At 72.9% G+C, this 24101-nt stretch carries 23 protein-coding genes; 13 read left to right on the top strand and 10 right to left on the bottom strand.

The features are described from left to right. Positions 1-90 precede the first annotated feature (90 nt). The 3 genes from ACLU3S_RS10830 to ACLU3S_RS10820 are packed head-to-tail and all read left to right on the top strand — an operon-like array spanning position 91 to position 3683. Complete coding sequence (locus ACLU3S_RS10830) at positions 91-1605, top strand: IucA/IucC family protein (protein ID WP_413951583.1); 1515 nt, start codon at positions 91-93, stop codon at positions 1603-1605. A gap of 9 nt (positions 1606-1614) precedes the next feature. Beyond that, positions 1615-2877 carry a VWA domain-containing protein gene (locus ACLU3S_RS10825; RefSeq protein ID WP_413951550.1) on the top strand — a complete coding sequence of 421 codons (1263 nt, stop codon included), beginning with the start codon at positions 1615-1617 and terminating at the stop codon, positions 2875-2877. Further along, positions 2877-3683, top strand: coding sequence for a hypothetical protein (locus ACLU3S_RS10820; RefSeq protein ID WP_413951549.1), 807 nt, complete (start codon positions 2877-2879; stop codon positions 3681-3683). The genes ACLU3S_RS10825 and ACLU3S_RS10820 overlap by 1 nt, the downstream gene beginning before the upstream one ends. A 204-nt stretch (positions 3684-3887) precedes the next feature. Here the strand turns inward: ACLU3S_RS10820 and ACLU3S_RS10815 are convergent, their stop codons facing one another. Then, a complete protein-coding gene (locus ACLU3S_RS10815; protein ID WP_413951548.1) occupies positions 3888-4514 on the bottom strand; it encodes a winged helix-turn-helix transcriptional regulator in 627 nt (208 codons plus the stop codon). An 81-nt stretch (positions 4515-4595) separates the two neighbouring features. Here ACLU3S_RS10815 and ACLU3S_RS10810 point away from each other — a divergent pair, with 81 nt between their 5' ends. From ACLU3S_RS10810 to ACLU3S_RS10795, 4 genes are all read left to right on the top strand, one after another. Further along, positions 4596-5807: a pyridoxal phosphate-dependent aminotransferase gene (locus tag ACLU3S_RS10810; RefSeq protein WP_413951547.1), complete on the top strand. Its 1212-nt coding sequence runs from the start codon at positions 4596-4598 to the stop codon at positions 5805-5807. A 345-nt stretch (positions 5808-6152) separates the two neighbouring features. Further along, positions 6153-6749 (top strand): histidine phosphatase family protein, encoded by a 597-nt coding sequence (locus ACLU3S_RS10805; protein WP_413951546.1) that lies wholly within the window; start codon positions 6153-6155, stop codon positions 6747-6749. 104 nt (positions 6750-6853) lie between these two features. Then, entirely contained in the window at positions 6854-7486 is a 633-nt protein-coding gene (locus ACLU3S_RS10800) for a hypothetical protein (protein WP_413951545.1), read from the top strand. 66 nt (positions 7487-7552) lie between these two features. Further along, positions 7553-7975 (top strand): acyl-CoA thioesterase, encoded by a 423-nt coding sequence (locus ACLU3S_RS10795; RefSeq protein ID WP_413951544.1) that lies wholly within the window; start codon positions 7553-7555, stop codon positions 7973-7975. Positions 7976-8302: 327 nt separating this feature from the next. Here the strand turns inward: ACLU3S_RS10795 and ACLU3S_RS10790 are convergent, their stop codons facing one another. The 6 genes from ACLU3S_RS10790 to ACLU3S_RS10765 form a co-directional block, all read right to left on the bottom strand. After that, complete coding sequence (locus tag ACLU3S_RS10790) at positions 8303-9682, bottom strand: 8-oxoguanine deaminase (RefSeq protein WP_413951543.1); 1380 nt, start codon at positions 9680-9682, stop codon at positions 8303-8305. A 116-nt stretch (positions 9683-9798) separates the two neighbouring features. Then, positions 9799-10722: a factor-independent urate hydroxylase gene (pucL, locus tag ACLU3S_RS10785; RefSeq protein ID WP_413951542.1), complete on the bottom strand. Its 924-nt coding sequence runs from the start codon at positions 10720-10722 to the stop codon at positions 9799-9801. Positions 10723-10728: 6 nt separating this feature from the next. Beyond that, entirely contained in the window at positions 10729-11139 is a 411-nt protein-coding gene (uraH, locus tag ACLU3S_RS10780) for a hydroxyisourate hydrolase (protein ID WP_413951541.1), read from the bottom strand. Between the two features lie 4 nt (positions 11140-11143). Further along, complete coding sequence (gene uraD, locus ACLU3S_RS10775; protein ID WP_413951540.1) at positions 11144-11656, bottom strand: 2-oxo-4-hydroxy-4-carboxy-5-ureidoimidazoline decarboxylase; 513 nt, start codon at positions 11654-11656, stop codon at positions 11144-11146. A gap of 393 nt (positions 11657-12049) precedes the next feature. Then, positions 12050-12412, bottom strand: coding sequence for a helix-turn-helix domain-containing protein (locus tag ACLU3S_RS10770; protein ID WP_413951539.1), 363 nt, complete (start codon positions 12410-12412; stop codon positions 12050-12052). Continuing rightward, positions 12409-12672 carry a hypothetical protein gene (locus tag ACLU3S_RS10765; RefSeq protein WP_413951538.1) on the bottom strand — a complete coding sequence of 88 codons (264 nt, stop codon included), beginning with the start codon at positions 12670-12672 and terminating at the stop codon, positions 12409-12411. The genes ACLU3S_RS10770 and ACLU3S_RS10765 overlap by 4 nt, the downstream gene beginning before the upstream one ends. 162 nt (positions 12673-12834) lie before the next feature. On the opposite strand from ACLU3S_RS10765, the gene ACLU3S_RS10760 reads away from it, so the two are divergent. From ACLU3S_RS10760 to ACLU3S_RS10750, 3 genes are all read left to right on the top strand, one after another. Then, positions 12835-13692 (top strand): TIM barrel protein, encoded by an 858-nt coding sequence (locus tag ACLU3S_RS10760; RefSeq protein ID WP_413951537.1) that lies wholly within the window; start codon positions 12835-12837, stop codon positions 13690-13692. Positions 13693-13733: 41 nt separating this feature from the next. Then, on the top strand, positions 13734-14627 hold the full coding sequence (locus ACLU3S_RS10755) for a 2-hydroxy-3-oxopropionate reductase (protein ID WP_413951536.1): 894 nt from the start codon (positions 13734-13736) through the stop codon (positions 14625-14627). A gap of 481 nt (positions 14628-15108) precedes the next feature. Next, positions 15109-15342, top strand: a complete 234-nt coding sequence (locus ACLU3S_RS10750; protein ID WP_413951535.1) for a hypothetical protein — start codon at positions 15109-15111, stop codon at positions 15340-15342. Between the two features lie 338 nt (positions 15343-15680). Here ACLU3S_RS10750 and gcl read toward each other — a convergent pair whose 3' ends face one another. Continuing rightward, positions 15681-17468 carry a glyoxylate carboligase gene (gcl, locus tag ACLU3S_RS10745; protein WP_413951534.1) on the bottom strand — a complete coding sequence of 596 codons (1788 nt, stop codon included), beginning with the start codon at positions 17466-17468 and terminating at the stop codon, positions 15681-15683. Positions 17469-17725: 257 nt separating this feature from the next. Here gcl and ACLU3S_RS10740 point away from each other — a divergent pair, with 257 nt between their 5' ends. Next, positions 17726-18460: a hypothetical protein gene (locus ACLU3S_RS10740; RefSeq protein ID WP_413951533.1), complete on the top strand. Its 735-nt coding sequence runs from the start codon at positions 17726-17728 to the stop codon at positions 18458-18460. Positions 18461-18816: 356 nt separating this feature from the next. Here the strand turns inward: ACLU3S_RS10740 and ACLU3S_RS10735 are convergent, their stop codons facing one another. Both ACLU3S_RS10735 and ACLU3S_RS10730 read right to left on the bottom strand, forming a co-directional pair. Continuing rightward, positions 18817-20409 carry an AMP-binding protein gene (locus ACLU3S_RS10735; protein WP_413951532.1) on the bottom strand — a complete coding sequence of 531 codons (1593 nt, stop codon included), beginning with the start codon at positions 20407-20409 and terminating at the stop codon, positions 18817-18819. Continuing rightward, positions 20406-22079 carry an AMP-binding protein gene (locus tag ACLU3S_RS10730; RefSeq protein ID WP_413951531.1) on the bottom strand — a complete coding sequence of 558 codons (1674 nt, stop codon included), beginning with the start codon at positions 22077-22079 and terminating at the stop codon, positions 20406-20408. The genes ACLU3S_RS10735 and ACLU3S_RS10730 overlap by 4 nt, the downstream gene beginning before the upstream one ends. A 106-nt stretch (positions 22080-22185) precedes the next feature. Here ACLU3S_RS10730 and ACLU3S_RS10725 point away from each other — a divergent pair, with 106 nt between their 5' ends. Both ACLU3S_RS10725 and ACLU3S_RS10720 read left to right on the top strand, forming a co-directional pair. Beyond that, a complete protein-coding gene (locus tag ACLU3S_RS10725; protein ID WP_413951582.1) occupies positions 22186-23106 on the top strand; it encodes a LuxR C-terminal-related transcriptional regulator in 921 nt (306 codons plus the stop codon). Between the two features lie 160 nt (positions 23107-23266). After that, positions 23267-24101 (top strand): AAA family ATPase (locus ACLU3S_RS10720; protein WP_413951530.1); only part of this gene is annotated, 835 nt, incomplete at its 3' end.

Genomic DNA, 24101 nt, shown 5'->3' with positions numbered 1-24101 from the left:
AGCCGGAGGCGGCCAGTATGGAGGTCGTCCCTGACCGTCGTGCGACCATCGTGCCCCGTGCCGCCCGCGACCGAGGAGCCGACCGTGTCCGTGTCCCCTTCTCCCACCGCCGAGGCCGAGGTCGCCGCGGAGCTGGCCGACGTGCGGCCCGCCCTGCTGCCCCGGTACCGGGCGGAGCTGCCGGGCGCCCGCGCGGCCGTGCTGACCCGGCTGTGGCGGGGGCTCGCACACGAGCCGCTGCCGTGGATCACCGGCCGGATGACCGGCGCGCACGGACTCGCCCTGCGGCTCGCGGACGGGCGGACGCTGCACGGTCCGCACGCGGACCCCTACGCCACGGGCGCCTACGTCACCGGCGTCCGCCTCGACCGCGAGCTCCACGTCGATCCGGCCCGCCTGATGGAGGCGCTCGCGGTGCCGCACGCCTCGGCCTTCGCGGCGGAACTGGCGCACAGCGTGGCCTCGTCGGCGCTGTCCCGGGCCGATGCGGATCACCCCGAGGAGTGGCCGGACCGGGACTGGGCGTGGGAGCAGCGGGTGACCGACGGGCATCCGTTCCACCCCGGCTGCCGCTCCCGGCCCGGCTTCTCGGTGGCGGACCAGCTGGCGTACGGCCCGGAGCACCGGCCGGTGGTGCGGCTCGGCACGGTGCCGGTGCCCGCCGCCGAGTGCCTGGTGACCGGGGAGTGGCCCGCCGAACTGCGCGACGGGCAACGGCTGCTGGTGCCGGTGCACCCCTGGCAGGCGGCCCATGTGCTCAAGCGGTCGTACGACGACTGGCGGCCGGCGCATCCGCTGATGTCCCTGCGCACGCTGGCCCTGCCCGGCGGCCCGCACGTGAAGACCGCGCTGAGCGCCCGGCTGACGTCCTCGGTGCGGGACATCTCCCCGTACTCGGTCCGGGCCGCGGCGACGCTGTCCTCGTTCGCCGCGGACCTGGCGAGCCGCACCGACGGGCTGCTGCACATCACCCGCACCCTCGGCGCGGTCACCGCCCGCTCTCCCGATCTGGCCGCGGTGCTGCGGGAGTCGCCGGAGGCGTACGCGGGGCCGGGGGAACGGGTCGTGCCGGTGGCCGCGCTCCCCCTCACCGGGCTGCCTCGGTCCCCCGCCTGGCTGGCCGCGTTCACCGCCCTGGCGCTCACCGTGGGCCTGCGCCTGCTCGACCTGGGCGTGGCCCTGGAGGCGCACGGCCAGAACCTGTTGGTGGTCCTGTCGGCAGACGGCGCCCCGCGGCGCCTGGTCTACCGGGACCTGGCCGACATCCGGATCAGCCCCGCGCGGCTGACCCGGCACGGCATCGCCCAGCCCGCCCTCACCGGCCGGCTGATCACCGACGACGAAACGACCCTGCGCCGCAAGCTGTTCGGCTCTCTGCTGGCCGGCGCGCTGGCCGGCGTGGCGAGCTCCGGTCCGGCCCTCGGCGCGGCCCTGGCGGCCGCCGTGCCGGACCTGCCGGACACGTCCGACCTCGCGGCCCTGCGTCAAGGGCCGGTTCCCGCCAAGGCGTTGACCCTGATGCGGCTGTCCCCGCAGACCCCGGGAGACCAGTGGACGTCGCTGCCGAACCCGCTCGTTTTGGAGTGCGACCCGGTTGATCAATAGGATCCGCCGATGATCAGAAGACAACGGCTGATGGCGGGAGTGTGCGCTCTGCTCGCCGCCCTGACGGCCGGGCTCGCGTTCCCCGCCTCGGCGGCCGCGGACGAGACCGAGCAGGCCGCCCCGAAGGTCGAACTCGTACTGGACGTCAGCGGTTCCATGCGGGCCCGGGACATCGACGGCGGCTCCCGGATGGCCGCGGCGAAGCAGGCGTTCGACGAGGTGCTCGACGCGACCCCGCAGGAGGTACGGCTCGGCATCCGCACGCTCGGCGCCAACTACCGCGGAAACGACCGCAAGGAGGGCTGCAAGGACACCGCGCAGCTCTATCCGGTCGGACCGCTGAACCGGACGGACGCCAAGACGGCGGTGGCCACGCTGCAGCCGACCGGCTGGACGCCGATCGGGCCCGCGCTGCTGAAAGCGGCGGACGACCTCGCCGGCGGCGACGGCACCCGTCGTATCGTCCTGATCAGCGACGGCGAGGACACCTGTCAGCCGCTCGACCCGTGCGAGGTGGCCCGCGAGATAGCCGCCAAGGGCATCGGCCTGACCATCGACACCCTCGGACTGGTGCCGGACGCCAAGACCCGCGACCAGCTCAGCTGCATCGCGGACGCGACCGGCGGCACCTACACCTCCGTGCAGCACAAGGAGCAACTGACCGACCGCGTCGGTCAGTTGGTGCACCGGGCGGCCGATCCGGTGGTGACGCCGGTGGCCACCCAGGGCGCGGCGAACTGCGAGCAGGCGCCGGCGCTGAAGTCCGGGCTGTACAGCGACCGCGAGGAGTTCGGGCAGCAGCGCTGGTACAAGGTGGACGTCGACCCGGGCCAGGAGCTGCGGGCCTCCGTGAGCGTCGCGGACGACCGGGCCGTGAACCCCGACTACGGCGTGCTGCTGCGGGCGGTGACCCTGCACGGACGGGAGATCGTGCGCGGCGAGGCCGCCGGCACCGGGCGCACCGACGTCGTCTCCACCGGCCTGCGCTATCCGAAGCCGGACAGCGACGACGACAACGCGCCCGCGGAGACGGTGTGTCTGCAGGTCACCAACTCCTTCTCGGCGACCGCTGGCGTGAAGACCACGCCGGGCCTGCCGCTGGAACTGACGGTGGACGTGGTGGACGGGCCCTCGGGGCACCACGACGTGGCCGCGTTCGGACTCGGGCGCGGCTGGTGGCTGCTGGGCGCGCTGGTGCTGGCCGGCTTCGTCGCCGGTCTGCTGTGGGGCTGGCTGTCGCGCTGGCGGGTCGCGGTCTGGAGGACGAACTGATGCGGATCACACGTGTGCTGGGCGCCGCGCTGCTGGCGCTGGGGCTGGCCGCCGGACCGGCAGCCGCCGACTCCTCCCCGAGCCCGTCCCCGAGCGCCTCCGGCGACGGCACGGCGCCCACCCAGGCGGGCACCTCCTTCCGCACGGCGACGGAGATCGAGCAGGGACAGCGGGCCACGGCGTCCGCGTCCACCGGCGACTACCTGTACTGGTCGTTCCCGGCCGACACCGGGCAGCGCCCGACCGTCACGGCGACGGTGAAGCTCCCCGCGGCCCACGGCGCCGAGACGTGGCAGCTCGACGTGTACGACGGGCTGCGGCGCCGGCAGGCCTGCCAGTACGGAGCGGCGACCCGCACCGCCGCGCAGGGCGTCTCCTCGGTGGAGCTGGCCTGTGTGCTGCGCACCGTGCGCGGCTGGTCGGAGCCGTGGGCCAACGACCCGCTGCCGGGCACGTACTACGTCCGGCTGACGGCGGTGGACCTCGCCGCCTCCGACCTGGGCCGGCCGGCGAACGCCGAGGTGCGTGTCGACTCCAAGGACATCGGAGGCTCGGCCGCGGTGGACGGCTCGCTCGGCAAGCCGCTCGTCCCCGGCATCGCCGTCAAGTCCGCCGACGGCGACGGCGACGCCAAGCCGGCCGTGCTCTCCAGCTTCGGCTCGCACGACGGCTGGTCCTCCGGCTGGTGGTCCGACCGCTGGGTGTGGACCGCGATCGGCGCCGCCCTGGCGGCTCTCGCCGGCATCGGCGGCTACACCCTGACCCGGGGTTCGGGCCGGCCGTCCCGCATCCCGCCGAACATCTGAGCCCCGCCCCTGCGTACGAAGGCCCGCCTCACGGCGGGCCTTCGTTCTTCCGCTCGCTCTCCCACCCGATCGGTGGGCTGAAGGCGCGCGCCGGCGGCGACAGCGACGGCCCCGAGCCTGACCGGGCCACAGGGCTCCGAGGCATCGGCGGGCGCCGAAGGCCGTCGCCCCCGGGAAAGGCCGGAACAAAGGGCACCGGCCGGTTCACGGCTCCCGCAGAGCCTTGGCCGGCGGGCCGTCGCCGGAAAGGCTCGCCCGGCCGGTCCGCACCGCCTCACGGAGGGTCAGCTCGCCCCGGGCGACGGCATCGCAGGTGGCCGCGTCCATGCGCAGACGGGCGTCGGGCTCGGCGGGGGCCGGCCCGTCGCCGTACAGCGGGCCGTTCTCCGCGCCGACCAGCAGGTGGAACTCGCCCTCCTCCAGGCACACTTCGACGGTTCCCGCGCCCTCCAGCCCGCGCAGCAGCGGAAGCGCGAACCAGTGGGCGCGGACCGCGTCGGTCGGGCGCCGCTCCCCCAGTTCCGGCTCGCCCCAGGCCCCCAGGGCCTGCAGGACCGGCAGCAGGGCGCGGCCGCGCTCGGTGAGTTCGTAGACGTAGGCCGCGCCCGGCGGAGGCAGCCGGCGGCGCGTGGTGAGGCCGTCGCGTTCCATGTCCTTCAGCCGGGAGGCGAGGACGTCCGTGCTCACGCCGGGCAGGTCCGCGTGCAGGTCCGTGTAGCGGCGGGGGCCGGCCAGCAGCTCACGGACGATCAGCAGGGTCCAGCGGTCGCCGACGAGGTCGAGGGCGCGGGCTGCGGAGCAGTACTGGTCGTAGCTTCGGCGTGGTGACATGCGACGCAGTCTAGACACGTTGTTGGACTTTCCAAGCTGCCACTTGGTAAAACCAAGCACCACGAGTTTCCGGAGGGGCGCATGGAGTTCCGGCAGTCGAACAAGCTCAGCGAGGTCTGCTACGAGATCCGCGGCCCGGTGATCGAGCACGCCAACGCGCTGGAGGAGGCGGGCCACAGCGTGCTGCGCCTGAACACCGGCAACCCCGCGGCCTTCGGTTTCGAGGCGCCGGAGGAGATCCTCCAGGACATGATCCGGATGCTCCCGCAGGCGCACGGCTACACGGACTCCCGCGGCATCCTCTCCGCCCGCCGCGCGGTCGCCCAGCGCTACCAGACCCTGGGCCTGGAGGTCGGCGTCGACGACGTCTTCCTCGGCAACGGCGTCTCGGAGCTGGTCTCCATGGCCGTACAGGCCCTCGTCGAGGACGGCGACGAAATCCTCGTTCCCGCGCCGGACTTCCCGCTGTGGACGGCCGTGACGACCCTGGCGGGCGGCAAGGCGGTCCACTACCTGTGCGACGAGCAGGCCGACTGGAACCCGGACCTGGCCGACATGGCGTCGAAGATCACGGACCGCACCAAGGCCGTGGTCGTCATCAACCCGAACAACCCCACGGGCGCGGTCTACCCGAAGGAGGTCGTCGAAGGCATCCTCGACCTGGCGCGCCGGCACGGCCTGATGGTCTTCGCCGACGAGATCTACGACCAGATCCTGTACGACGACGCCGTCCACCACTCGGCCGCCGCCCTCGCCCCCGACCTGGTGGTCCTCACCTTCTGCGGCCTGTCCAAGACCTACCGGGTGGCGGGCTTCCGCTCCGGCTGGCTCGTGGTCACCGGCCCGAAGCAGCACGCGAAGGACTACCTGGAGGGCCTGACCATGCTGGCCTCCATGCGCCTGTGCGCCAACGCGCCCGCCCAGTACGCCATCCAGGCCGCGCTCGGCGGCCGCCAGTCCATCCGCGAACTCACCGCGCCCGGCGGTCGGTTGTACGAGCAGCGGGACGTGGCCTGGAAGAAGCTCAACGAGATCCCCGGCGTGTCCTGCGTGAAGCCCAAGGGCGCCCTGTACGCGTTTCCCCGCCTCGACCCCACGGTGTACCCGATCCACGACGACGAGAGGTTCGTCCTCGACCTCCTGCTGCGCGAGAAGATCCAGGTCGTCCAGGGCACCGGCTTCAACTGGCCCTCCCCCGACCACTTCCGCATCCTCACCCTGCCCCACGCGGACGACCTGGAGGCCGCGATCGGCAGGATCGGGCGGTTCCTCGGCGGATACCGGCAGCGGTAGCCCGGCCGGTGTCCGCGCGGCCCGGCGTTGGCCCGGCCGGCGCCCTCGCGGCCCCTGTGGCACCGCACCCGGCGGCACGCCCAGGTGACGACGGCCGCCGACCCCACCGCCGGCCACCGCGGCGACGACCTGGTCGTCCGCCGGTCCGACGGTGAGAGCGCGCCGCCGGTACGCCGGCACCGCCGCCACGGCCTCGGCTCCGGGCCCCCACCGGTCGGCCCCGACGGCTGAACAGGGCGCACCGGGTGGGCCCCGGCGCGGGCAGCGGCCGTCTGGCCGAGTCCGCCCTGCGGGGCGCGGGCACCCTGTGGCACCGTGCTGGCAGACGAGCGGGAAGGGTGTGACGTGGGTGACCTCTTTCTCGTCCGGCACGGTGAGACCGAGTGGTCGCGGTCCGGACGGCACACCGGCTGGACCGACGTACCCCTGACCGAGCACGGGCGGGAGGAGGCGCGCCGGCTGGTGCCGCTGATCCTCTCGCACCGGATCGGGGCGGCGTTCGTCAGCCCCCTGCAGCGGGCCCGGGAGACGGCCGAGCTGATCGGGATCCACGACGCCCGGGTGGACGCCGACCTGCACGAATGGGACTACGGCGGGTACGAGGGCGTGACCACCGCCGAGATCCAGCGGACCCGGCCCGACTGGTTCCTGTTCACGGACGGGGTCGTGCCGGGGCCGCCGGACCACCCGGGCGAGACCCCGGAGCAGGTCGGGGAGCGCGCCGACCGGATGCTGGGCAAGGTCGACGCCGCACTCGCCGACGCCGACGGGTCCGTCGTCCTGGTCGGCCACGGGCACTTCCTGCGCGTCCTCACCGCCCGCCGGCTGGGCCTGCACCCGCAGCACGGCGCGCTCTTCCAACTGGCGACGGGGACCCTGTGCCACCTCGGCACGGAGCACGCGCGGCCGGTGGTGGCCGGCTGGAACCTCCGGGCCGGCTGAGCGCCACGGCGGGCCCGGCCCGTTGTCGGACCCGGGTCGTACGCTGCACAGCAGCCGCCCCTCCGGCGGCTTCGTGGCCGCACGACCCGGGAAAGGAGCCCGCCGTGACCCGTCCGCCGACCGCCGCCCAGCGGCGGGTGATCGAGAGCGCCGACCCCGTCACCGGGCGGCTGCGCGGCACGCCGGCCCAGCTCGCGGCGCTGGTGCAACGGGGGCTCGCCTTCCGGCACCCGCGGCCGCCGCACGACCACTTCCTCACCCCGGCCGGGCACCGGATACGGGAGGCCGGGCCCGAGGCGCCGCGGCAGCGGGCGCCTTCCGGCACGCCGTCCGCGGGGGTGTTCGCGGCGCGCACCGGCGGCGAGGAGGACGCCCCGCCGCCGGGTCCCGCTCGGCTGCGGGAGGTGCACAGCGCCTGGCAGGGGCTGCTGGAACTGCGCCGGATGACCAATCCCGACGGCGCGGTGGACCGGCCGTGCGGCTGGGAGCGCGGCCATCTGGTGCCGGCCGCGGCGCTCGCCCTGGAGGCGGCCGGGCACCGCCCGGCGGGCGCCGGCACGGACGGGTACCGGGTGCGGGCGACGGCGCAGCCCGAGGCGGTGGCCGTGTACGCGCCGGACGCGGCGGCGCTGGCGGCCTGCGCGGCCACGCTGGAGCGGGCCGGATGGCAGGCGGGCGAGTACACGGAGCCGCGCACGCGGGCGCGTTATGTGCTGGCCTCGCCGCGCCGGGTGTGACGCGCATGCAAGGATCGGCGGAGCGGCGCCCGCGCCGCAGAGCGTCGTACACGAGAAGGGGAAGTCGTGAGCGAACCGTTTTCCGTCCACGTCACCGTCCGCGGTTACGAGACCGACGTGCAGGGCCACCTCAACCAGGCGGTGTACCTCAACTACGCGGAGCACGCCCGCTGGTCGCTGCTCCAGGCGGCCGGGGTGACCCAGGCCCGGCTGATCGGGTCGGGCGTGGGGCCCGTGGCGCTGGAGACGACGATCCGCTACCGGCGTGAACTCCTCGCCGGTGACGAGGTGGACGTCACCTGCGCCTTCGAGTGGGACACCGGCAAGACCTTCCGGATCCGGCAGGAGATACGCAAGGCGCACGGCACGGTGGCGGCCGAGATCACCGCGGTCGGCGGGCTGCTCGACCTGAAGGAGCGCAAACTGGTCGCCGACCCGGGCAAGGTGTTCAAGGAACTGTCCGTCGATCCGGCCCTGTTCGGTCTCTGACACGGGGCCGCGCCCCGTCCGGACGGCCGGCCGCTGCGGGGGCGGCCGTCCGCCCACCCGGCGGTGGCGGTCTCCTGCTGGTCCTCGGCCCACTCCCGCAACGAGCGGGCCGAGCTGCCCGGCACCTGCGACGCGCCCGGTGACCTGCGCGTTGCCGTCTTCGAGGCACAGGACGCCGGCCCGGGCACGGCGGAGAACGCAGGTGTACGGGGACCGGTCCGGGGCGCGCGCTCGCGCACGCGCCCCGGCGACGGCCGCCGCGGACCCCGCTCGGGTCCACGGCCGCCGGCCGGGAGCCGTCCCTCCCGGCCGGAGTCCCGCGGCGGCTCAGGCCTGGGCGGCGATCCGCGCCAGACGCCGGGCCTGGTCCCGCGTGGAGCGGGCGATGACGTCCTCGTCGACGGTCAGCAGGCGGCCGTTCTCCACGATCTGACGGCCGTTCACGAAGGACGCGGTCACCGGAGCGGCCGCGCCGAGGACGAGGGCGGCCACCGGGTCGGCGATGGATGAGTGGGCGAGGGTGTCCAGCTTCCACAGCACCAGGTCGGCCAGCTTGCCCGGCTCCAGCGAGCCGGTCTCGGCGGCGCGGCCCAGCACCCGGGCCCCGCCGTGGGTGCCGAGCCGCAGCGCCTGGCGGACGTTCAGCGCGGCCTCCCGGTGCGCGCCGAGCCGGTTGATCAGCAGGGCGTTGCGCAGCTCGGTGTGGAGTTCGCCGGACTCGTTGGAGGCGGTGCCGTCGACGCCGAGGCCGACCGGGACGCCGGCGGCGAGCATGTCCGGGACCCGCGCGATGCCGGCCGCCAGGCGCGCGTTGGACGAGGGGCAGTGGGCGACACCGGTCTTCGTGCGGCCGAAGGCGGCGATGTCGGAGTCGTTCATGTGGACGCAGTGCGCCATCCACACGTCCTCGCCCAGCCAGCCGGTGGACTCGAAGTAGTCGGTCGGGCCCATGCCGAACAGTTCGTGGCAGAACCTCTCCTCCTCCACGGTCTCCGAGCCATGGGTGTGCAGGCGCACGCCGAGGCGGCGGGCCAGCGCGGCGCCCTCGCGCAGGAGTTCGGTGGAGACGGAGAACGGCGAACAGGGCGCCACGGCCACCTGGGTCATCGCGTCGAAGGAGGCGTCGTGGTGCTCCTTCACGGTGGCCTCGGTCGCGGTGAGCGCGCCCTCCAGGGTCTCGACGGCGAAGTCCGGGGGCAGGCCGCCGTCCTTCTCGCTGCGGTCCATGGAACCGCGGGCGAGGGTGAAGCGGACGCCCGTCTCGCGGGCCGCGCGGATGACGGCGCCGGACAGGTCGCCGGAGCCCCGCGGGTAGACGTAGTGGTGGTCCATGGCGGTGGTGACGCCGCCGCGGGCCATCATCGCGAGCGAGCCCTGGGCCGCCGCGTAGACCATCGGCTCGTCGATGCGCGCCCAGACCGGGTACAGCGCGACGAGCCAGTCGAACAGGTTGTGGTCCGTGGCCAGGCCCCGGGTGATCCACTGGTAGAAGTGGTGGTGGGTGTTGATCAGGCCGGGAGTGACGAGATGCCCGGTGGCGTCGATACGGCGCACGACGTTCTCCAGGCCCTCGGGGGCCTTGCCCGCGCCGACCGCCTCGATCCGGTTGCCGGCGATGACGACGTGCCCGGAGTCGTACTCGGTGTCGTCGGCGTCGACGGTCGCGATCGCACCGTTCTCGATGACGATGCGCTGGGCTGCTGCCATGATCCGTCCTTTTCGCTCAGTGGACTCTGGGGAGAGGGCACGGCAGGACCCTGGGAGTTTTGAGTGCCGCGGCCGGGGAGACGGGCTCTCCGGCCGCGGGTGCCGAGAGGGGTGGATCAGAGGTTGGTGAGGTCCACCGGGATCCCCGGCTCGCAGCCGTCCCGGAGGATGGTCGCCTCGATCAGGCCGTAGGGCCGGTCGGCGGCGAAGTAGACCTCGTTGTCGTTCTTCAGCCCGAAGGGCTCCAGGTCGACGAGGAAGTGGTGCTTGTTCGGCAGCGAGAAGCGGACCTCGTCGATCTCGGCGCGGTTGTCGATGATGCGCGCGCCCATCTGGTACATCGTCTGCTGCAGGGAGAGCGAGTACGTCTCGGCGAAGGCCTGGAGCATGTGCTTCTTGACCTGCTCGTAGGACCTGTCCCAGTCGGGCGCCTCCTGCTCGTCGTCGGTCCAGTTGAACCGCCAGCGGGCGGAGACCGAGGTAGCCAGGATCCGGTCGTACGCCTCCGGGAGCGTCGTGTACTTGTCCTTGGCGTAGCCCCAGAACTCGGAGTCGGTCGAGTTCAGCACCGTCAGGTCCTTGAGGCCGGAGACGATCTCCCACTTCTCGCCGTCGTAGGTGATCTGGGCGAGCCGGATCTCCTGGCCCTTGCGGACGAAGGAGTGCTTGGCCTCGTCCCCGCCGGTGGACGCGGAGCCGGCGCCGGAGGTCTCGATGCGCTCCCAGGCGTACTCCTCGATGCGGATCCGGGCCCGGCGGATCGGCTCCTGGCTGGTGACGAAGTGGCGGGCGAGGTGGATGCCGAACTGCTCGGCGGACTCGATGCCGTGCTCCTTGGCGAACGCGAACACCGTGTTCTTGGTGGTGTCGGTCGGCAGGACGCTGGCGTTGGAGCCGGAGTAGTGGACCTCCTCCATGTCGCCGCTCAGCGCCACGGAGACGTTGAGGTCCTTGATGTGGTGGGTGGCGCCGTCCCGCGTGATCTTGACGACTCGGTTCTCGGCCTTGCCGTACTGGTTCTGTCCCAGAATGGTGGGCATCTCTAGCTAGCTCCCTCGGTAAACGGAGTAGCCGAACGGGTTGAGCAGCAGCGGTACGTGGTAGTGCTCGCCCGGTACGACGGCGAACGTGATCGCCACCTCCGGGAAGAACACGGGCTGCGCACCGCTGTCCCGATTCGCGGGGGCGTCCTGCTGCGCATCGGCTTGCTTCTTCGCGGATCTCTCTTCGAAGTACGGCTCGACCGCGAAGTCCAGCCGCACATGGGTGGTTCCCTCCGGTAGTTCCGGCAGGTCCTTGCACCGGCCGTCGGCGTCGGTCGCCGAGCCGCCGAGCGCCCGCCAGTCCTCGCTCCGGCCATGACGGGCGGAGAGATGGACGGCGACGCCCGCGGCGGGGCGGCCGATCGAGGTGTCCAGGATGTGCGTGGACACGGAGGCGGTGGTGCTGGTGCTCATGGTGTCAGGCGTCCTCTGCGACGAGTCGGGCCAGTCGGATGCGGTTGATCCTGCCCAGCTCGGTGCGGACGATCTCCCGCTCCCGCTCCGGCGAGTTCCCGATCCGCTCCTTGGCCGCGTCCCGCATCTGCTCGCCGGTCCGGCCGGTGGCGCAGATGAGGAAGACGTGGCCGAACTTCTCCTGGTAGGCCAGGTTGAGTTCGAGCATCTCGGCCTGCAGCTCCGCCGGGGCGCCGGCCATGCCGCGCTGCTCGCGGGCGGAGGTGGGGTCGCCGGGCCGGGGCCGCCCGATCGGCGGGTGCCCGGCGATCGCCTCGTCGAGGTCCGCGGGGGTCAGCTCGGCCGTGGCCGCGTCGGCGGCCGCGTAGAGCTCGCCGGGTGTGGCGTAGGGGCGGGCGGCGAGCAGGCGCCGGGCCCATGCGGTGGAGGCGCACACCTCGTGCAGGGCGGTGAAGGCCGCGCGCTCCTCCAGATCGTTGAACCGGGCCAGGCCCGGGGGCGTGGAACTCGACGTCACGGGAAGCCTCCGTGGCCGCAATCGGCCTTCGTGCGTGAGCGGGCTGCCGATAGCTAACGCCCCCGGAAACGCCGCGTCAACACTTTGTTGAAAATTCCGCGCAACGAAGGCGGGCTCCGTCCGGCGCGCCCCGCCTCTCCAGTATCCGCAGGACCTCCTGCCCAACCTGTCACCCTGCTTGTCCGGGTGGCGGAAGTCGTAAACCGCGAAGCGTCCGCCGCCAGAAGCGAACCGCACCGACACCCCGCGCCACAGCCCCCCGAGCCGGGCCGACGGCCGGACCGGCGTCCAACCCCGCCGCCACCTGCAGCCGCGCGGCACCGCCGCGGCGTTCCCGCGTCTCCGGCGCCCTCGCACCCCGCCCGGGCACGGGGGATCCAGTCGGAGGCGGTCTCAGCCCTGCTTCTCCCGGTTGAGGTAGTTGTAGACCGTGAAGCGGCTGACGCCGAGGGCGCTCGCCACGGTCTCCACGCCGTGCCGCACGGAGAAGGCGCCCCGCGCCTCCAGAATCCGCACGACCTCCTGCTTGGCCTTGCGGTCCAGGTCGGCCAGCGGCCGGCCCTCCTTGCGCTCCATGGCGGCGAGGATGTGGTCGAGGGAGTCGGCGAGCTGCGGCAGGCGCACGGCGACGGCGTCGACGCCCTCCCAGGCCAGCACGACGTCCTCGGGACCGGCCTCGTCCGGCGGCAGCATCACCCCGCCGATGGCGTCGACCAGCGGTTTCACGGCCGTGATGAAAGGCTCGTCCCCGGTCATCCGCCGTCCTCCCCGGCCTGCTCGCCGATCACGTTGACCTGGAGCGAGATCCGGGTGGCACCGGCCTCCAGGGTCCTGCGCAGCAGCGCGTCCACGGCGGGCAGCACGCGGTCGGGCACACCCTCGGCGGTGTTGCCGAACGGGCCGACGTCCACGGCGTCCAGCCCGGCCGTCTCGATGACCTCCCGCGCCGCCAGGGCGTGCGCGGGCGCCTCGTCCAGGTCGAAGGGTTCGGTCGTGAACTCGAGTCTCAATCGCACGCGCACAACCTAACGCGCGGTACGGCTTTCCGGTCCGCCCGGCGAGGACCGGCCGACCGGCCCCCCTTGACAAGTACCGAAGCCCGACGGCAATCTTCCATTAAGCAGAATCAAACTTCCGTAATACGGAATTACCGGACCAGCGGAAGGAGCGCGGCTCGAATGCCAGGTCCTGACTGGAGCACCGCCGCAGACCAGCGCTTCGACGTCAACCTGTCGATCCTCTTTACTGAACTCCCGCTCCTGGAGCGTCCCGCGGCCGCCGCCGCGGCGGGCTTCACCGCGGTCGAGCTGTGGTGGCCCTGGGTCGACTCCCCCACCCCCGAGCAGTCCGAGCTCGACGCCCTGAGTACGGCGATCGAGGACGCGGGCGTGAGGCTCACGGGGCTGAACCTCTATGCCGGGCGGCTGCCGGGCCCCGACCGCGGCGCCCTGTCGATCCCCGGCGCGGAGTCGGAGAGGTTCCGCGCCAACATCGACGTGGCCGCCGGCTTCGCCGCCTCCCTCGGCTGCACGGCCCTCAACGCGCTCTACGGCAACCGGGTCGCGGGCGTGGACCCGGCCGAACAGGACGCGCTGGCGCTGGAGAACCTGGTTCTCGCGGCCCGGGCGGCCGACCGGATCGGCGCGACCCTGCTGATCGAGGCGCTCAACGCGCCCGAGTCGCCGCTGTACCCGCTGGTGTCGGCGGCGGCCGCGGTCGGCGTCGTCGACAAGGTCAACGAGGCGACGGGGCTCGGGAACGCGAAGTTCCTGATGGACCTCTACCACCTGGCCGTGAACGGCGAGGACCTGCCGTCGGTGATCGAGCGGTACGCCGCGCGGACCGGACACGTCCAGATCGCCGACAACCCCGGCCGCGGCGCCCCCGGCACGGGCTCGCTCCCGCTGGAGGAGCTGCTCGGCCGGCTGCGGAAGGCCGGTTACGACGGCTGGATCGGCCTGGAGTACAAGCCGGGCGACCGCCCGAGCGCCGAGGCCTTCGACTGGCTCCCGCGCGAGGCACGCCCGGGGCGCTGAACCCCCTTACCTGGCAGAGCAGTCAGAGAGGCACCCTCATCATGAGCAACGCCCTTCCCAAGATCGCCTGGATCGGCCTCGGCATCATGGGCTCCCCCATGTCCGAGAACCTGATCAAGGCGGGTTACGACGTCACCGGCTACACCCTGGAGCGGGACAAGCTGGACCGGCTGGCCGCCGCGGGCGGCACCGCGGCCGGCTCGATCGCCGAGGCCGTGCGGGACGCCGACGTGGTCATCACGATGGTGCCCGCCTCCCCGCAGGTCGAGGCCGTCGCCTACGGCCCGGACGGCATCCTGGAGAACGCCAGGCCCGGCGCCCTGCTGATCGACATGTCCTCGATCACTCCGCAGACCTCCGTCGACCTGGCCGCCGCGGCCGGGGAGAAGGGCATCCGGGTGCTCGACGCACCGGTGTCCGGCGGTGAGGCCGGCGCCGTCGAGGCCGTGCTGTCGATCATGGTGGGCGGCGAGCAGGCCGACTTCGACCGGGCCAGGCCGATCTTCGAGGCGCTCGGCAGGACCATCGTGCTGTGCGGCCCGCACGGCTCCGGCCAGACCGTGAAGGCGGCCAACCAGCTGATCGTCGCCGTGAACATCCAGGCATGCGCCGAGGCCGTGGTCTTCCTGGAGAAGTCGGGTGTGGACCTGGAGGCCGCGCTCGACGTCCTGAACGGCGGCCTGGCGGGCTCCACCGTGCTGACGCGGAAGAAGGACAACTTCCTGAACCGCGACTTCAAGCCCGGTTTCCGCATCGACCTGCACCACAAGGACATGGGCATCGTCACGGACGCCGCCCGCGCCGTCGGCGCGGCCCTGCCGGTCGGCGCAGTGGTCGCCCAGCTGGTCGCCTCGCTGCGCGCCCAGGGCGACGGCTGCCTGGACCACTCGGCCCTGCTGCGGGCCGTGGAGCGCCTGTCCGGCGCGCAGGTCTGACCGCCCCTCCCCCACTTCCGGGCCGCGGTGCCGCCGACACCTGTCCCGTCGCGCCCAGGCGGCCCCGCGGCCCGGAATCGGCTTCACCGAACCGTTGGCGCTCACATCGCCTCCGCACACGCGCCCGCGCGGCACGCCGGACGGCCCGGACGCGCCTTCGCCGTACGGCGAAGGCGCGGGCAGGGCGGGGACCGCGGCGGCCCGCGAGCCAGTGCGGTGGTGAAGGAACCGGGTGCCCTTCCCGACCGGAGGGAAGGCGTCCTCCGGCTCCGTCGCACCCACCGCGGTCCCGGCCCGGCCCTCGTACGGGGGCGCACCCGCTCCGTCCGGCGGCGCGAACGACCCGTCGCGCCCGGCCTCGCGCCGTCGGACGGCCACCACACGGACCCGAAGCGCTCCCCGGCCACAGGGAGCGCTTCGTGCCGTCCGGGCCCGCCCTGCCCGGCGTGCGCGTGCACCGCATCCGCAGCACGCTGAAGGCATGGGCAATCCGACGCAGCACCCGCACATCGTGGTCCACGCACCCGCCCTCGACGGCTCCCGGCGCGTGACCGAGGGCGAGGTCACCCTGGGGCTCGCCTCCCACCTGGACGACGTCGTGGAGATCCTGCGGCTGGCCGACCTGGACCGGGTCGAGGTCGAGGAGAGCGACCTCATCGAGTGGCAGGGCGGCGGCCCGGAGGACTGGCCGGGGCTGTCGGAGAACGAGCTGTAGCGGTGCCGCGTACGCCAGGGGGCGTAGGGGGACTACGCAACCCTCAAATGAACCTCTGAACACCGCGGCCCAGGCGTCAACCACCCCTGGGACAGGGCAGATTAGCGGCACACGGGGCCCGCCGGCACGGGGGCGGCGGGCCCCGTCCGACCACCGCCGCGTGACGGAACGGGGCCCCTGGCACGGGCGGAGGCGGCCCGGGACGGCACGCTGCTTCAGGCGCGGCCCCGTGCTGGGAGGCGAACGTGTGCGCACCGCGGGTGGGGGGTTCGGGGGGAGTACCGCGAAGGGTCGGCCCGACCGGACGGTCGGGCCGACCCTGTGCCGCCGGGGGCGGATCAGACCTTGAGCGGCCTGATCGACGTCGGCGCGTGGCCCGGCTCGGTGGCCGGTTCCTCGAACTCGGAGACGTCGCTGATGTCCATGGTGCGGCTCATGGAGATGTTGGTGATCCGCTCCAGGATCGCCTCGACGACGACCGGCACCCGGTACTCGGCGGCCAGCTTCTTCGCCTGCTCGAAGGCCGCGCCCAGCTGGTCGGGCTCGGTGACCCGGAGGGCCTTGCAGCCCAGGCCCTCGGCGACCTTGACGTGGTCCACGCCGTAGACGCCGAGCTCCGGCGCGTTGATGTTCTCGAACTCCAGGTTGACCTGGAAGTCGATGTCCAGCGCGAGCTGCGCCTGCCGGATCAGGCCGAGGTAGGCGTTGTTCACCAGGACGTGGATGTACGGAATCCTGTGCTGGGCGGCGACAGCCAGCTCCTCGACGAGGAACTGGAAGTCGTAGTCGCCGGACAGCGCGACGACCGGGGAGTCCGGGTCGGCCCTGGCGACGCCGATCGCCGCCGGGATCGTCCAGCCGAGCGGGCCGGCCTGGCCGCAGTTGATCCAGTGGCGCGGCCGGTAGACGTGCAGCATCTGCGCGCCGGCGATCTGGGAGAGGCCGATGGTGGTGACGTACCGCGTCTCCGGGCCGAAGGCCTTGTTCATCTCCTCGTACACGCGCTGCGGCTTCATGGGCACGTCGTCGAAGTGCGTACGGCGCAGCAGCGTCGCCCTGCGCTCCTGGGTGGAGGCCACCCACGCGGAGCGGTCCGGGAGCCCGCCCTGCGCCTTCAGCTCCTTGGCCACCTCGACGAACAGCTCCAGCGCGGCCTTGGCGTCGGAGACGACGCCGTAGTCCGGCGGGAAGATCCTGCCGATCTGGGTGGGTTCGATGTCGACGTGGACGAACGTGCGGTCGCCGCGGTAGACGTCGAGCCTGTAGCCGGTGTGCCGGTTGGCCCAGCGGTTGCCGATGCCGAGGACGAAGTCCGACTCCAGGAAGGTGGCGTTGCCGTAGCGGTGCGAGGTCTGCACGCCCACCATGCCGGCGTTCAGCTCGTGGTCGTCGGGCAGCGCGCCCCAGCCCATCAGGGTGGGGACGACCGGGGTCCGGGTCAGCTCGGCGAACTCCACCAGCAGGTCGCAGGCGTCGGCGCCGATGACCCCGCCGCCGGCGACGACGACCGGGCGCTCGGCGGCCAGCAGGAAGGAGACGGCCTTCTCGATCTGGGCGCGGGTCGCGGCGGGCTTGTAGACCGGCAGCGGCGCGTACGTCTCCGGGTCGAACTCGATCTCGGTGAGCTGGACGTCGATCGGCAGGTCGATCAGCACCGGGCCGGGGCGGCCTGAGCGCATCAGGTGGAAGGCCTGCTGGAAGACGCCCGGGACCTGGGCGGCCTCCAGGACGGTGACCGCCATTTTCGTCACCGGCCTGGCGATCGCGGCGATGTCGACGGCCTGGAAGTCCTCCTTGTGGATGACGCTCGTGGGCGCCTGGCCGGTGATGCACAGGATCGGGACGGAGTCGCCGCCGGCCGAGTACAGGCCGGTGATCATGTCGGTGCCGGCCGGGCCGGAGGTGCCGATGCACACGCCGATGTTGCCCGGCCGGGCGCGGGTGTAGCCCTCGGCCATGTGCGAGGCGCCCTCGACATGGCGGGCGAGGGTGTGGTGGATACCGCCGCCCTCCTTGAGGGCCTTGTAGAACGGGTTGATCGCCGCGCCCGGCACCCCGAAGACGTCGGTGACGCCCTCGCGCTTGAGGATCTCAACTGCCGCGCGGGCAGCGGTCATACGGGCCATCGAGTACTCCTGCTTCGGCTTCTCGGATGCGTACTCCCGTCGCGCCCCGCGGTGAGCACAGTCTCCAGCTGTCGGACTCTGCATCGTTCCGCATTTCCGCATTGCGGAACTTGACTTCTACTATTTGGAAGTAATGTAGGTGGGAGGGCGAACGTCGTCAAGAGAGGCCCAGAGACCGGCAAGCGCCGGACAGGCGCGGTACGGGACGGGCACGATGGGAAGGCCGTTCCTACACGACGCCTGGGAGTGGGTGCGCCATGCCCGAGAGCCTGCCGGTGCGCTGTCCGGCCTGCGGGCGCCGGCACTTCTACACCGCGCCGGCCTATCCGTGCGCGTGCGGCGCGCCCACCGCGCCACGGCTCGATCCCGCGGCGGCGCCGTCCGTGGCGCGGCATCGCTCCTGGGACGACGAGTGGATTGCCGTACCGTGCGCCGTCTGCGGGCGCCTCGGACACTGGCCGCACCCGGAACTGGGCTGCCCGTGCGGCACGGTGCTCAGGGTTCCGGTGGCGCGCACTCCGGCGGACCGGTCGGCGGCCCCGGCGCCGCCGGCTCCGCCCGGGGCCCCCGAACCCCGCCCCGACTTCCAGCCCCGCGCCATCCGCACCGCCCGGGACGCCGTCACCGCCGCGGCGCTCTATCTGCGCTGGCTCGGCTACCGGGACGTCCGCCGCGCCGACCAACGGCCGCCGAGCGGGATCGGGCTGGCCGCCCACGGGCTGCTCGCGCAGGTGGACCCCACCGTTCGCCCGGCCGCGGCCCGGGACGTGGAGTGCCTGTGGCTGACGGCGATGACGGAGTCGGCGGACTGCGTCTACCTCTCCCTCGCCGGCTACACCGACGACGCCCGCATCCGCGCCGACGCGCTGGGCGTCCCCCTGTTCGTGCTGGACCTCGCGGGCGTCCCCCAACCGGTGAACGACCCGGCCGACGCCCTGCACACCACAGGCGCAACGCGACCGGAACCCCGCAGACACGACGGCCACACCTGACCGACTCCCGGGACCTTCCCACCCCGTCGGACACCGGCGCACCCCGCGCCGGACATGTCACCGGCCCGCGCGGCACACCCGGCACACCGAGTGCCCGCCCACGGCCGGCACGCCACGAGCACCGCGGCCGGGCTTCGGGGGGACCGCCGGGGCTCCTGCACGCCGGCAGGCCCGGGCGGCACCCGGGCCGAGCGCGCCGCCAACTCCCGCAGGGCGCCTGCCGGTACCGCGGTCACCCGCCCCGCGCAGGGTCCCGGAAGCGCGGCGCAGACGAGCCCCGGGTGAGTACGCCGCCGACAGCGCGCTCTCCCGGGGACCGCCCTCGGGCATTCAGCGGATGCTCGTTCTCCGCCGTTTCACACCCCGTACTTCTCGCGGAGCTCCACCTTGCGCACCTTTCCGGACACCGTCATGGGAAAGGAGTCGAGGATCCGGAGCCGGCTGGGGATCTTGTAGTGGGCGAGCCGGTCCCGGCAGAAGGCGCGCAGTTCCTCCAGGGTGAGCGGGTCGGCCGCGTCGCGCGGGATCACGCAGGCCAGGACCTCCTCGCCGTACTTCTCGTCCGGCACGCCCACGACCTGGACGTCCCTGATCTTCGGGTGGGCGTAGAGGAACTCCTCGATCTCGCGCGGATAGATGTTCTCGCCGCCCCGGATGATCATGTCCTTGATGCGGCCGACGATCTCGACGTAGCCGTCCTCGCGCATCACGGCGAGGTCCCCGGTGTGCATCCAGCGGCCCGAGTCGACGGCCTCGGCGGTCTTCTCCGGCTCGTTCCAGTAGCCGAGCATCACGCTGTACCCGCGCGTGCACAACTCGCCCGCCGTGCCGCGCGGCCGGGTGACGCCCGTGGCCGGGTCGACGACCTTGACCTCGAGGTGCGGCAGGACGCGGCCGACGGTGGCGGTGCGGTGCTCCAGGTCGTCGTCCGTCCGCGTCTGCAGCGAGACGGGCGAGGTCTCCGTCATGCCGTAGCAGATCGCGACCTCCGCCATGTGCATCTCGGCGACCACCCGCTTCATCACCTCGACCGGGCAGGGCGAGCCCGCCATGATGCCGGTGCGCAGCGTGGACAGGTCGTACGCGGCGAAGCCGGGGAGGTTCAGCTCCGCGATGAACATGGTCGGGACGCCGTACAGGGACGTGCAGCGCTCCTGCTGCACCGCGTCCAGGGTGGCCTTCGGGTCGAAGGAGGGCGCCGGGATCACCATGCAGGCGCCGTGCGAGGTGGCCGCGAGGTTGCCCATCACCATGCCGAAGCAGTGGTAGAACGGGACGGGGATGCAGATTCTGTCCTGCTCGGTGTAGGAGACCAACTCCCCCACGAAGTATCCGTTGTTGAGGATGTTGTGGTGGGAGAGGGTGGCGCCCTTCGGGAAGCCCGTCGTGCCCGAGGTGTACTGGATGTTGATCGGGTCGTCGCAGGACAGCTCCGGGTACGGCAGCTCGGCGCCGCGGCGCGCGAGCAGTGCCTCCCAGCTCGGGTCGCCGATGTACACCACCTCGCGCAACTCGCGGCACTTGCCCCGTACTTCCCCGACCATCGCCCGGTAGTCGCTCGACCTGTGGCTCAGCGAGGCGAAGAGCATCGAGACGCCGGCCTGGTTGAGGACGTACTCGACCTCGTGGGTGCGGTAGGCCGGGTTGATGTTCACCATGATCGCGCCGATGCGGGCGGTGGCGTACTGGACCAGGACCCACTCGGGGCAGTTGACCGCCCAGATGCCCACCCGGTCGCCCTTGGCGGTGCCGACGGCCAGCAGAGCCTGGGCCAACTCCTCGACGGCGGCGCCGAATTCGGCGTAGGTCCAGCGCCGTCCCGAGGGGACGTCGACGAGCGCCTCGCGGTCCGGCCACGCCGCCACGGCGCGGTCCAGGTTGGCGCAGATGGTGTCTCCGAGCAGGGTGGTCGAACTCGTCCCGTGCGCGTACGACAGCTGAGGGATCACCGGAAGTCCTCCTCGCGGTACTCGTTGTCCGAGCCCTGGGCCGTGGCCTCGCGCAGCTCGATCCGGCGGATCTTGCCCGAGACGGTCTTGGGCAGCGCGCCGAACTCCAGCCGGCGGATGCGCTTGTAGGGGGCGAGCACCTGGCGGGAGTGCTCGAAGACGGCCTTGGCGGTGTCCGGGCCCGGCTCGTAGCCCTCGGCGAGGACGACGTACGCCTTGGGCACGGCCAGCCGCAGCTCGTCCGGCGCGGGCACGACGGCCGCCTCCGCCACCGCGTCGTGCTCCAGCAGGGCGCTCTCCAGCTCGAAGGGGCTGATCTTGTAGTCGGAGGCCTTGAAGACGTCGTCCGCGCGGCCGACGTACGTGAGATAGCCGTCCTCGTCGCGGGCGGCGATGTCGCCGGTGCGGTAGTAACCGCCCGCCATGGCCTCCGCGGTGCGGTCCGGGTCGCCGTGGTAGCCGGTCATCAGGCCGACCGGCCGCTCGGCGAGATCGAGGGCGATCTCGCCCTCCGTGGCACCGGGCGCGCCGGTCACCGGGTCGAGCAGCTCCACCGTGTAGCCGGGGCTGGGGCGCCCCATGGAGCCCGTCTTCAGGAGCTGGCCGGGGCTGTTGGACACCTGCACGGCGGTCTCGGTCTGCCCGAAGCCGTCCCGGATGGTGCGGCCCCAGGCGCGCCGTACCTGTTCGATGACCTCGGGGTTGAGCGGCTCGCCGGCGGCCACCACCTCCCGGGGCGGGGTGCGCAACTGGCCGAGGTCGGCCTGGATGAGCATCCGCCACACGGTCGGCGGGGCGCAGAACGTGGTCACCCCGGCCCGGTCCATCTCGGCCATCAGCCGTGCCGCGTCGAACCGGGTGTAGTTGAGGATGAAGACGGTCGCCTCCGCGTTCCACGGCGCGAACAGATTGGACCAGGCGTGCTTGGCCCAGCCCGGCGAGGAGATGTTCAGGTGCACGTCGCCCGGCTTCAGGCCCACCCAGTACATGGTGGCCAGGTGGCCGACGGGGTAGGAGAGGTGGGTGTGCTCGACCAGCTTGGGCCGGGCGGTGGTGCCCGAGGTGAAGTAGAGCATCAGCGGGTCGTCGGCGAGGGTCGGCCCGTCGGGCAGGAACTCGGCGGGGGCCGCGTAGGCGTCCTCGTACGGCTCCCAGCCCTCCGCCGGCGGACCGCCGACCGCGATCCTGGTGTAGGCGCCGGGCACTTGAGTGAACTTGGCGGCGTCCTCGGCGCGCACGATGACGTGCTTCACCCGGCCCCGGTCCACCCGGTCGCGCAGGTCGGCCGGGCCGAGCAGCGGAGTGGCCGGGATGACGACCGCGCGCAGCTTCATCGCCGCCAGCGCGGTCTCCCACAGCTCGGCCTGGTTGCCGAGCATGACGAGGATGCGGTCCTCGGCGCCGACCCCGCGCTCGCGCAGCCACCGGGCCACCCGGTCGGAGCGCTCGGACAGCTCGGCGAAGGACAGGCGGGTCTCGGTGCTGTCCTCCTCCACGATGTGCAGCGCGGTCCGGTCGTTGCCGGCGGCGATCACGTCGAACCAGTCCAGCGCCCAGTTGAACTGGTCCGGACGCGGCCAGGCGAAGCCTTCGTAGGCGGTGGCGTAGTCCTCGCGGTGTTCCAGCAGGAAGTCCCGGGCGCTGCGGAACAGGTCGGTCGCCGTCGTCATCTCTCCTCCATGCTCCTTGGGCCGTTCGGCTCGGGCGCGCAGCCGGTGGCTCACTCCCGTGGTTCCGGACCTTGCCGGGCGGCTCTCTGGCATCGTCTAATCCGTGATGCAGGTCTCACTACCCCCGATCGGGGGTGTGGACCGCGCGCGAACGGGGGTGTGGTCCGCACATCAGCCGCACCGAAGGAGCGACGAGGTGACAGCAGAGGCCGTGGCGGCGGTGGAGATCCGTGGTGCGCTGGTGCGGCTGCGGCGCGCGACCGGGCTGCCCGTCGCCTTCGGCGGCCTTGTCGACTCCGGCCGGCCGCAGATCCGCATCAGCGAGCTGAGCGGCACGACCACGGCCGCCCTGCGCTCCCTCGCGGTGACCTCCGGCAACGGGCTCGGCGGCAAGGCGGTGGCGCTGGCCCGGCCGTGCGCGGTCACGGACTACTCCAACTCCCGACAGATCAGCCACGAGTACGACGTACCCGTGGCCGCGGAGGGCATCCGCTCGGTGCTCGCGGTGCCGGTGGTGGTGCGCCGCCGGGTGCGCGGGGTGCTGTACGGCGCGCTGCGCTCGGCCCAGCCGCTGGGCGACCGGGCGCTGGGCGCGGCGGTGTCGGTGGCGCGGGACGTGGAGCAGGCGCTGGTGGTGCGGGACGAGGCGCAGGCGCTGCTGGCGACGGCCCGGACGGAGCCCGCCGACGGCGACCGGACCGCCTCCTGGGAGCAGGTCCGCGAGGCGCACGCGGCGCTGCGGGCGCTCGCGCCCCGGATCGCCGACCCGGAACTGCGGGCGGAACTGCTCGCCGCCTGCGGCCTGCTGACCGCCTCGCGCCCGGCCGCGGGCGCGAGCCTGGCGCCGCGCGAGCTGGACGTGCTGTCCTGGGTGGCGGCGGGCGCCACCAACGCGGCGGTGGCCGAGCGGCTGGGGCTGCGCCCGGAGACGGTCAAGGGCTATCTGCGCTCGGCGATGCGGAAGCTGGGCGCGCACACGCGAGGGGAGGCGGTGACCGCGGCCCGCAGGGCGGGACTGCTGCCGTAGCCCGGGAGCGGTTGGGAAACCTGCCCATTCGTGCGCGGACCCCTTGTATTTTTCTCACGCTTGACCGTTTGTTATTTCCCTCACCACGGCTTCCGTCCGAATTTCAAGGATCGTTGCCTAGAATTTGGTCCGGACACGACATACGAGGGGAGCGGCGACCGTGCGACGGGACTTCCAGGAGCCTGCAAGGTGCCGCCCCGACCTGGTCATCGGCCGCGAGGAGCTGTTCGCCGGCGCTCGCGACCAACTCGCCTCGGGCGGCAGTGTGCTGCTCCACGGCCCCGCCGGAATAGGGAAATCCACCATCCTGCGGGCCTTGGCCGAGGAATATGCCGCCACCGCGCACACCGTGCTTCGCTGCTCGGCCACCGAGTCCGAATCCCACCTTCCGTTCCTCGCCCTCGCCGACCTCTTCGGGCTGGTCCTCGACGAGGTCTCCCCCCGGCTGCCGGCCGCGCAGCGCACCGCCCTGGAGTCGGCGCTCACCGGCCGCGGCGAGTCCAGCCTCCAGCGCGACGGCCTCGCCCTGCGCCTCGCGGTCCTCTCCGTGCTGCGCGCGCTGGCCGCCCGGGGCCCGGTGCTGGTCGTCGCCGACGACCTGCAGTGGCTGGATCCGGCCAGCGCCGAACTGCTCGGCTTCGCCGCCCGCCGCCTCGGCGGCACCCCGGTGCAACTGCTGTGCGCGGTCCGCACGGAGGGCCAGGAGAGCCAGGAGTACGACCGCCACCTGCGGGCCTGCCCGCCGGACACCCTCGCCGTCCGGCTGGGCCCGCTCTCCCGCGCCCAGGTCGCCCAGTTGCTCGGCCACCGCGGCCACGGCGCCCTGCCCCGCTCCACGGTCCGCGAGATCCACCGCACGAGCGGCGGCAACCCGCTGTTCGCCCTGGAACTCGGCCGCGCCCTCGCCGACAGCCCCACCCCGCCCCGGCCGGGCGAGCCGCTGCCGGTGCCCACCAGCCTGCGCGCCCTCGTCCTCAGCCGCCTGGACATGCTGT

The sequence above is a fragment of the Streptomyces sp. AF1A genome, from assembly GCF_047340315.1.
In the GTDB taxonomy this organism is placed as follows: domain Bacteria; phylum Actinomycetota; class Actinomycetes; order Streptomycetales; family Streptomycetaceae; genus Streptomyces.
This window is presented reverse-complemented; position numbering and strand designations above follow the sequence as displayed.

Excerpts from the sequence above, each read along its gene's own strand:
- ACLU3S_RS10825 (WP_413951550.1), top strand. The coding sequence starts at position 1,615 with ATGATCAGAAGACAACGGCTGATGGCGGGAGTGTGCGCTCTGCTCGCC.
- ACLU3S_RS10820 (WP_413951549.1), top strand. The coding sequence starts at position 2,877 with ATGCGGATCACACGTGTGCTGGGCGCCGCGCTGCTGGCGCTGGGGCTG.
- ACLU3S_RS10815 (WP_413951548.1), bottom strand. The coding sequence starts at position 4,514 with ATGTCACCACGCCGAAGCTACGACCAGTACTGCTCCGCAGCCCGCGCC.
- ACLU3S_RS10810 (WP_413951547.1), top strand. The coding sequence starts at position 4,596 with ATGGAGTTCCGGCAGTCGAACAAGCTCAGCGAGGTCTGCTACGAGATC.
- ACLU3S_RS10790 (WP_413951543.1), bottom strand. The coding sequence starts at position 9,682 with ATGGCAGCAGCCCAGCGCATCGTCATCGAGAACGGTGCGATCGCGACC.
- pucL (WP_413951542.1), bottom strand. The coding sequence starts at position 10,722 with ATGCCCACCATTCTGGGACAGAACCAGTACGGCAAGGCCGAGAACCGA.
- uraH (WP_413951541.1), bottom strand. The coding sequence starts at position 11,139 with ATGAGCACCAGCACCACCGCCTCCGTGTCCACGCACATCCTGGACACC.
- ACLU3S_RS10770 (WP_413951539.1), bottom strand. The coding sequence starts at position 12,412 with ATGACCGGGGACGAGCCTTTCATCACGGCCGTGAAACCGCTGGTCGAC.
- ACLU3S_RS10760 (WP_413951537.1), top strand. The coding sequence starts at position 12,835 with ATGCCAGGTCCTGACTGGAGCACCGCCGCAGACCAGCGCTTCGACGTC.
- ACLU3S_RS10755 (WP_413951536.1), top strand. The coding sequence starts at position 13,734 with ATGAGCAACGCCCTTCCCAAGATCGCCTGGATCGGCCTCGGCATCATG.
- ACLU3S_RS10750 (WP_413951535.1), top strand. The coding sequence starts at position 15,109 with ATGGGCAATCCGACGCAGCACCCGCACATCGTGGTCCACGCACCCGCC.
- gcl (WP_413951534.1), bottom strand. The coding sequence starts at position 17,468 with ATGGCCCGTATGACCGCTGCCCGCGCGGCAGTTGAGATCCTCAAGCGC.
- ACLU3S_RS10740 (WP_413951533.1), top strand. The coding sequence starts at position 17,726 with ATGCCCGAGAGCCTGCCGGTGCGCTGTCCGGCCTGCGGGCGCCGGCAC.
- ACLU3S_RS10730 (WP_413951531.1), bottom strand. The coding sequence starts at position 22,079 with ATGACGACGGCGACCGACCTGTTCCGCAGCGCCCGGGACTTCCTGCTG.
- ACLU3S_RS10725 (WP_413951582.1), top strand. The coding sequence starts at position 22,186 with ATGCAGGTCTCACTACCCCCGATCGGGGGTGTGGACCGCGCGCGAACG.